Here is a 5,037-nt window from a genome sequence, read left to right as displayed (position 1 = left end):
GTCAGAGGGTCAGGGGAAAATCCCTGACGAGGGCGCCAGGTAGCAGGGCGGTGTTCGTGGAACGCTGTTCGTAGGTCCCGGTGTCGGTCAGCAGTTCCCGCTCGCGGGTCAGGCCCAACAGCCCCTCGCCGAGCAGGTCGTAGAGACTGACGTCGAAGCGCATCGGTTCTACGGGCGAGAGCATCCTCCCTTCCTCGACCCGGAGACAGGCATAGCGGGTCATTCCGGTGACCGCACAGCGGGCGTGATCGGACAGGTTGCCGTACCACAGGTCCGAGACCAGCAGGCCGTCGCCGACCAGCGCTGCGGCATCGGCCATGGCCAGGTGGCCGGCACCCATCTCCAGGCTCGCGGGACGTTCCGCCGCTGCGTTCACTGGGACGCCGTATTCACGGCCGGAGCGTGCGTCGGCAAGGCATTCCCGGAAATGCCCCGCCTCGATCAGGGGCACCTGCTCAGGGAGAGGAAAGCCTTGCGGGCCAAAGCGGGGCGCCGTACCACCTGCGCAGTGCTCGACGAGTTGAACGCAGGGATTCAGGGATGCCTCGCGGTCCGCGAGGCGCAGTAGCGGTGTCTGGCGCGTGCGCAGTGCTCGCAGGCCGAAGCCCTGCCACGCAACCACACCAAGGATCTCGCCCAGCGCAGCGGGCGCCAGGTAGACGCGGTATGCCCCCGGAGGAAGGACCTGCGCCGGGCGGGCCATGATGTCCAACTGGCTCCTCGTCGCCGCGATCCGGGTAGCCAACGTGTCCGCATCCCAGTCGCTCCCGGCGTAGCGGCCTTTCACCGCCTTGTCCGCGCGCTGGTACAGGCTCCAGTCGAAGGTGAAGCTCTCGGCCTGGAACCAGTGCCATTGGCCGGCGGAGCCGGCGAATCCCCGGAAGAGGTTGCCCGCAGCCCAGTGTCCTACCAGATCGAGGCCGGCCGCGCTTTGCCTCAGGGTGGCGAGTACCGCGTCCGCCTCGGGAAGCAGGCCCGGTCGAATGTCGTGGCTACGGGCGGACTCCCCCGCATAGGCGAGGTAGGGGTCCTCCGGCACCAGCGGCAGGATTCTGCGCAATTCCGCGAGCAGGGAGCGCAGCGCCGCGGCATCGGTGTCGGGCTCCCCGGACAGCGCCAGGGTGGCCTCGACATGCCGGCTCCCGCGAATCAGGTCCAGCTTGAGACGCGCCTGGGACACATGGCCCGCCTGCCGCACTCGGTTACCGTTCAGGCGCAGGAAGTCCGACTCCTCCGCCTCGAGGTAGGCGGTGAACGCTTCCCCCGGATCCAACAGTTCCTGCAGGCGCCCGGCAGCCCGCTCCAGGACGGCGCGCATCAGGAACCGCCCCCGCCGAACACGGCGACATCCCGAAACAGGCACGGCGGGGATGCGTGACCGACCGCGATCATCTGGTTGGGCTCGCCCTTGCCGCAGGTGCCAACGCCCATCACGCGGAAACTCGCGGCATTGCCGACACCCGCGAGGCTGCGCCAGAAACCGGCCGAGATGCCGCGGTAACCCGGATTCCGGACCAGCCCCCGTCGTTCACCGTCCTCGATCCGCCACCCCATCTCGCAGCCGAACTGGAACTTGTTGCGGGAGTCGTCGATGGACCAGGAACGGTTCGTGTCCATCAGTACCCCCCGTTCGATCCGACCCACCAGTTCCTCCAGGCTGCTGTCACCGGGTTCCAGGTTCAGATTCGCCATGCGGTCGATCGGGGGTCGGTTCCAGGAGCTGGCGCGCGCGCAGGCGACTCCGGGCAACCCGGACCGCGCCTGGGATGTCGCGCCTCCGAGGCCGCGCAGCAGGATGCCGTCGCGGATCAACCAGTCCCTTTCGGCCCGTGTGCCGGCGTCGTCGTAGGCGTACGAGGCGAGTTCGCCGGGTACCCCGGGATCGAAGGTCACGTTGAGCAGCTCCGAGCCGTATCGGTACGTTCCGAACATGTCCGCGGTCACGAAGCTGGTGCCCGCGTAGTTGCGCTCGTCGCCCAGAATGCGGTCCAGTTCCAACGGGTGGCCGATGCTCTCGTGAATCTGCAGCGTCATCTGCCCCGGCATCAGTAGGAGGTCCGTGGTGCCGGTCGGGCATTCCGGGGCATCCAGCAGGGCTAACGCCTCGCCGGCGATGCGCTCGGGCTGCTGATCGAGTTCCAGGAGGTCGAGGCGCTCCAGTCCCCCTTGTCCGCCTAGATCCGGACCGAAGCTGCGTATCTGTGTCTCGCTGCCACGGTTTGCCACTGCCCGCAACCAGGGCATGAGGACGTGGTGCCGCTGGCGGATCTCCGCACCACTGGCAGACACCAACAGTGTCTCGCGGTCGTGATAGGCGAGCCCCGCCGACCAATCGACGATCGCATCGTGGATTTTCATGCGCAGCGCCAGGTCCAGCAGGCGCTCCAGCTTCACCCCGGCGGTCAGGCTGTGCCAGGGTTTCTCCAGGGGGGATCGGTAGGTGCCGTGAGCGGTGACGCGCGGGAGTCGGATGGGGTCAACCAGTTGCAGGTCAGCGCTGCGGCGGGCCCACGCGCGGGCGCGTTCCGTTGCCATCTGGAGGCCGGCTGCTGAAAGGTCCGTGGTCGCCCCGTAGCCGACACCGCGACCCTCGATCACGGTGATCATCAGGCCGCTATCCCGTGAGAGCCGGACAGGTTCGACGACGCCGCGGCGTACGGAAAGCGTCTCCGCCGAGTCGTCGACCAGGCGCAGCGACCAGTCGTCCACGGGCGGCGCCATCGCGCGGAAACGGCGCGCTGCCGCATCGAGCCGTTCCCGGCCTTCAGCGCTCATCGCTGGCGCTCGTTGCCATTGGTGTCGCGCAGGGCGTCGCCGTTACGCGTATCCGGGATTTCGAGCAGGCGCGACTCGGGGATAAAGCGGCGCTGGCCCTCGGCGTCCGGCAGGTTCCGGCGCCGCGCCTCCTGGCGCAGCCGTAACAGGTAACCCGCCACGGCGCCGCCGGAGGAACTGATCAGGAGTACTCCCAGAGAGAGGAACTGGGTCAACAGCAGGAGCGTCCCCAATCCGGCAATACCCGCAAACGCCGAGTACAGCTTCACGTTGGAGCGGCTTCGGATCCGGTTCGTCTCCCGCTGAACCTGCCGGTGCATGTTCTGCACCGTCTTGATGCGCTGTTCCGCGGTCAGCCGCTTGTGTCGCTCCCGCTCTCTGGCCAGGTGGTTCTCGGCGCGGAGCAGCGCCTCTGCCTTGTGTCCACGGGCGATGGACGCCAGCCACAGGGCGGCGAACAGGGCGAGGCCGATCCCCAGCGCCGCGAAGGTCAGGGCGGCGTCGGTGGAGCCCGTGCGCCACCAGGCGTAAAGCAGCAGGGCCGTGACCACCTGCACCAGGACGAGCCCGAGAAACAATTTGAGCATCAGCGGAATGCGCAACCAGTTGCTCAATCGCTTTTCCCTCCCCAATGCCGTTGCTGGATGACGTTTGCGTTGCGGGTCCGGGCGCCGGACGACCGGTCTTCCCCTGTCTGTTCATCCCGAGTCTAGCAGGTCGGGCAGGGGACCTTGGGCCGCCTCGGCGGACCCGCGTCGATCCTGTGCGAGAATGGCACGGGCGTGGTCAAACCGGCTTGAATATTTCAGGGCACATGGACGAGAACGAGTTCAAGGGTATCTACAGCGGCTACGATGCGCAGCGCTGTCACTTCAACAAGGCGATCCTGCTCGGGTGCGCCGGGTGCAGCCGCTCGCAGCGCGTGCTGATCGCGGAGCGCGAGGCGATCAGTTGCCAGTCGCGGGCGGGACATGCACGCTGCGGAGAGGTCCTGGTGACGCTGCGCGAAAAGGCGGTCTTCGCGCTGGGGATGACGCAGCCCGGGCAGAACCTGCCGCACGGCAAGGAAGTCAAGGTCGAGTGTGGCGGCCTGCGGGCATTGGCGCGCCTGGCCGGAGCGTCCGAGCCGGAGGACATCGACGGCGTGCTCCAGACGGTGACCAAGCACTTTGGTACGCCGGCGGAGTTTCCCTACGGAGACGTCGTCCGCTCGATCAGCCTGTACTCGCTGCGCAAGCGCAGTCGCGGGGGACGAGGCGGATGAGTGGAGCGGTCCGTGACTGCCGGTGCATGAATCGTGGCGGCGACGCCCTTATACTCTGAGCAGTCGGCATCCTGCCGAACCCCGGGCGTACCCGGTGTCACTGCCTTTCACAAGGAGTTGAACGCGATGAACATCACCCTGAGTCTCGCCCCGATCGTGTCCCTGATTGCCGGTATTCTGATCCTGCTCGTTCCCCGCCTGCTGAACTATATCGTTGCCATCTACCTGATCGTGATCGGTCTCATCGGGCTGTTCAATGGCGGCCACATGAATTTTTAGGTCTTGCTTTTTTCTGCGGTGCCCGCCGGCGTAGCGGCCCGTACCGGGAGCGACGGGAACCGTATTAATCCCCATGACCGTGTTGGTGTTTTCCGGCGCAGAATGGGAAGCGGTTCCGGTCCTTTCCAAGTACCCGGAAACATGCGATACCACCGGAGAACGTGCCGGAATCGTGGCGTCCTCAAATTATCTAACGAGGTGAATGCATGAATCGCAATCCTGTGGTGACGCGGTTTCTGGCCTTCTTCTGCGCCCTGGCGCTGTTTGGTGCGAGCGTGAGTCCGCTGTATGCATCGATGCTTGGGACCGGTGCGCTGATCGCGGCCGAACAGGCGGGAGCCGATCGGGAGAGGCTTCTCGAGATGTTGGAACGTGACGAGGTTCGGGGCCAGCTGCAGGCCATGGGCGTCAGCGCGGACCTTGCGGCCGAGCGTGTGGCCCGCATGACCGATGCGGAAGTGCGCATGCTGAACGAGCGCCTGGACGAGTTGCCCGCAGGAGCCGGGGTGCTCGGCGTGCTTCTGTTCCTTTTCGTCCTGTTCGTGATCACCGATGCTCTCGGCGTCACGGATATCTTCCCGTTCGTAAGGGCACAGTAAGCTCGCGCAGTCGCTTCGGTCCGCGCAGGGTGGCACAGCGCAGCGTCGTCGCCGGCACGTCTGACGATGAAAAGCCGCAAACTGTAGGTCGGGTTAGCCCAAAGGGCGTAACCCGACGGG

6 protein-coding genes are annotated in these 5,037 nt (G+C 66.3%); 3 read left to right on the top strand and 3 right to left on the bottom strand.

The genetic code is table 11. The features are described 5' to 3' along the window. Position 1 precedes the first annotated feature (1 nt). Genes EA346_RS09385 through EA346_RS09375 form a run of 3 tightly spaced genes read right to left on the bottom strand, consistent with a single transcriptional unit; the run spans position 2 to position 3,389 of the window. The gene (locus EA346_RS09385) at positions 2 to 1,318 is read right to left on the bottom strand and encodes a metallopeptidase TldD-related protein (RefSeq protein ID WP_296757898.1); all 1,317 of its coding nucleotides are present in this window, start codon (positions 1,316 to 1,318) and stop codon (positions 2 to 4) included. Continuing rightward, complete coding sequence (locus EA346_RS09380) at positions 1,318 to 2,775, bottom strand: TldD/PmbA family protein (RefSeq protein ID WP_296757896.1); 1,458 nt, start codon at positions 2,773 to 2,775, stop codon at positions 1,318 to 1,320. Before EA346_RS09380 ends, EA346_RS09385 begins: the two co-directional genes overlap by 1 nt. Further along, positions 2,772 to 3,389 (bottom strand): hypothetical protein, encoded by a 618-nt coding sequence (locus EA346_RS09375; protein WP_296757894.1) that lies wholly within the window; start codon positions 3,387 to 3,389, stop codon positions 2,772 to 2,774. Before EA346_RS09375 ends, EA346_RS09380 begins: the two co-directional genes overlap by 4 nt. Before the next feature lie 182 nt (positions 3,390 to 3,571). On the opposite strand from EA346_RS09375, the gene EA346_RS09370 reads away from it, so the two are divergent. The 3 genes from EA346_RS09370 (at position 3,572) to EA346_RS09360 (ending at position 4,917) form a co-directional block, all read left to right on the top strand. Beyond that, positions 3,572 to 4,039, top strand: coding sequence for a hypothetical protein (locus EA346_RS09370; protein ID WP_296757893.1), 468 nt, complete (start codon positions 3,572 to 3,574; stop codon positions 4,037 to 4,039). A gap of 126 nt (positions 4,040 to 4,165) precedes the next feature. Then, entirely contained in the window at positions 4,166 to 4,318 is a 153-nt protein-coding gene (locus EA346_RS09365) for a DUF3096 domain-containing protein (protein WP_296748341.1), read from the top strand. 206 nt (positions 4,319 to 4,524) lie between these two features. Further along, positions 4,525 to 4,917 carry a DUF6627 family protein gene (locus EA346_RS09360; protein ID WP_296757891.1) on the top strand — a complete coding sequence of 131 codons (393 nt, stop codon included), beginning with the start codon at positions 4,525 to 4,527 and terminating at the stop codon, positions 4,915 to 4,917. Positions 4,918 to 5,037 lie beyond the last annotated feature (120 nt).

It is taken from the genome of Thioalkalivibrio sp., from assembly GCF_007692535.1.
GTDB lineage: Bacteria > Pseudomonadota > Gammaproteobacteria > Ectothiorhodospirales > Ectothiorhodospiraceae > Thioalkalivibrio.
The sequence above is the reverse complement of the archived record's forward strand: the minus strand, read 5'-3'. Positions and strand labels throughout refer to the sequence as shown.

Excerpts from the sequence above, each read along its gene's own strand:
- EA346_RS09385 (WP_296757898.1), bottom strand. The coding sequence starts at position 1,318 with ATGCGCGCCGTCCTGGAGCGGGCTGCCGGGCGCCTGCAGGAACTGTTG.
- EA346_RS09365 (WP_296748341.1), top strand. The coding sequence starts at position 4,166 with ATGAACATCACCCTGAGTCTCGCCCCGATCGTGTCCCTGATTGCCGGT.
- EA346_RS09380 (WP_296757896.1), bottom strand. The coding sequence starts at position 2,775 with ATGAGCGCTGAAGGCCGGGAACGGCTCGATGCGGCAGCGCGCCGTTTC.
- EA346_RS09360 (WP_296757891.1), top strand. The coding sequence starts at position 4,525 with ATGAATCGCAATCCTGTGGTGACGCGGTTTCTGGCCTTCTTCTGCGCC.